The organism is Streptomyces sp. NPDC002130 (assembly GCF_040296465.1).
Classification (GTDB): domain Bacteria; phylum Actinomycetota; class Actinomycetes; order Streptomycetales; family Streptomycetaceae; genus Streptomyces.
In genome coordinates this window covers 1-1,919 of the sequence record NZ_JBEOXI010000637.1, presented here as the reverse complement: position 1 = coordinate 1,919, position 1,919 = coordinate 1, and the positions used below count along the sequence as shown (strand labels likewise).

The 1,919-nt window shown below is 63.7% G+C and carries 3 protein-coding genes; 2 read left to right on the top strand and 1 reads right to left on the bottom strand.

The window, feature by feature from the left end; genetic code table 11:
• The coding region (locus ABT116_RS43840) for a TIGR03767 family metallophosphoesterase (protein WP_351646404.1) at positions 1 to 982 on the bottom strand (982 nt) is incomplete at its 3' end.
• 233 nt (positions 983 to 1,215) lie between these two features.
• On the opposite strand from ABT116_RS43840, the gene groES reads away from it, so the two are divergent.
• A complete protein-coding gene (gene groES / locus ABT116_RS43835; protein ID WP_003940763.1) occupies positions 1,216 to 1,515 on the top strand; it encodes a co-chaperone GroES in 300 nt (99 codons plus the stop codon).
• Between the two features lie 86 nt (positions 1,516 to 1,601).
• A partial coding sequence (locus ABT116_RS43830; protein ID WP_351646402.1) for a TCP-1/cpn60 chaperonin family protein occupies positions 1,602 to 1,919 on the top strand: 318 nt, incomplete at its 3' end.

Below are 1,919 nucleotides of genomic sequence, written 5' to 3'. Positions count from 1 at the left end.
GTGCGGCGATGAACTGCCGGGGCGTGAACGGCGCGCGCGACGGGTCGGGGGTGACCTGGCGCGGCGGCGTCGTGAAGGCGGACAGGATTCCGGGAATCGCACTGGGATCGAACTTGGTGGCGACGTCGATCTGCTTGGCCTGCTCCGGTGAACCGGGCACCTCGAATTTGAGAGATCCCGTGTACATCGCTTCGAGCGGCGGGATGCCGCTGGGCACCGTGCCGGACACCGAATCGTCGTGGTTGCCGAACACGCAGTACCAAGGGGTGTTCAGGCCGGGGCTCGACACGGGAGTGAAAGCGGCACCGAAGAAGTCCGGGATCTCCGGGAAACCGGCCTTCTTGTACATGTCGAGCATCGGTGACTCGGGGTTCCAGTAGAGATCGGCACCCGAGTTCTGCACGCCCTCGTAGCGGTCCTTGGCACCGGTGTTGGCGACGACGGTACCGCCGTTGAGTGAGGTGAGGAACCAGTCGAGTTCGGCGAATTCCTTGTTGTCGGTGTTGTCGCCGGTGGTGACGACGGCATCGAAGGGGCGCGAGGTGTGCGGGCCACTCCCGATCGAATTGACGCGTCGGACAAGCGAAATCAACCCGTGCGCCGTCAAGGTCTCCTGGGGGCGGAACGCCGAGCCGGTGATCTGATGGACGTATTCGAAGCGCATGGGGGACTGGGCGTCGACGATGTGGACGTCGGTCAACTGCACGAGTGAGGCGAGCGCGGTGCGTCGGTCCTCGCGTCCCGACTTCGGCTCGGCCAACTCGCTGCGCACGATGTTCGCCCAACCGGGCCCGGCGGTGAGCTTGGTGTAGCCGCTGCTGCTGACGGGGGTGGACACGGACTCGAGAGTGGTGCCGGGACCGGACGTCGGAATGGTCGACGCGCCTGCGTATTGCAGGCCCCACGGCTTGCCAAGGCTGACCGCGCCGACGGCGCCGAGTCCGGCGAAGGTCAGAAAACTACGGCGATTGATGTTCGTCACGAAGTGAACAATAGGTGAACGTGGTGGACGGCTGTCCTGTTTCGCTCTGGACGAAGAGAAAAATGCGCCCAGTCCTTGAGGGTTGGCACTCTCACGTATAGAGTGCCAATTGGCGCTGATCGAGTTCCGGCACCCGCGACGACGGGACTGCAGTGACGCGCCGTAAACGGCATACCCAAACAGCTGTCCGAGGATCGCCTCGGACGCACATACCCCAAAGTGGAGGGCTCATCGTGGCGAGCGTCAACATCAAGCCGCTCGAGGACAAGATCCTCGTCCAGGCCAACGAGGCTGAAACGACGACGGCTTCCGGCCTGGTCATTCCTGACACAGCCAAGGAAAAGCCCCAGGAGGGCACCGTCGTTGCAGTCGGCGAAGGCCGCGTCAACGAGCAGGGCAACCGCATCCCGGTCGACGTCAAGGAGGGTGACACGGTCATCTACTCCAAGTACGGCGGAACCGAGATCAAGTACGCCGGCCAGGAATACCTGATCCTGTCGGCACGCGACGTGCTGGCTGTCGTCTCCAAGTAAGACACACGTGATCCGCCCCGGAGTCCACACAGGATCCCGGGGCGGAATGCGTTCACGCCCCGAAGATTCAGGAGCTGACAGAACAGATGTCCAAGCAAATTGCGTTCAACGAGACCGCACGCCGCGCTCTCGAAGCCGGAGTCGACAAGCTTGCCGACGCCGTCAAGGTGACCTTGGGCCCGCGTGGACGCCACGTCGTGCTCGCCAAGGCATTCGGCGGCCCCACCGTCACCAACGACGGTGTGAGCATCGCCCGTGAGATCGAGCTCGAAGATCCCTTCGAGAACCTCGGCGCACAGCTCGTCAAGAGTGTCGCCACCAAGACCAACGATGTTGCCGGCGACGGCACCACCACCGCGACCGTTCTGGCCCAGGCCATCGTCCGCGGCGGACTCAAGAACATC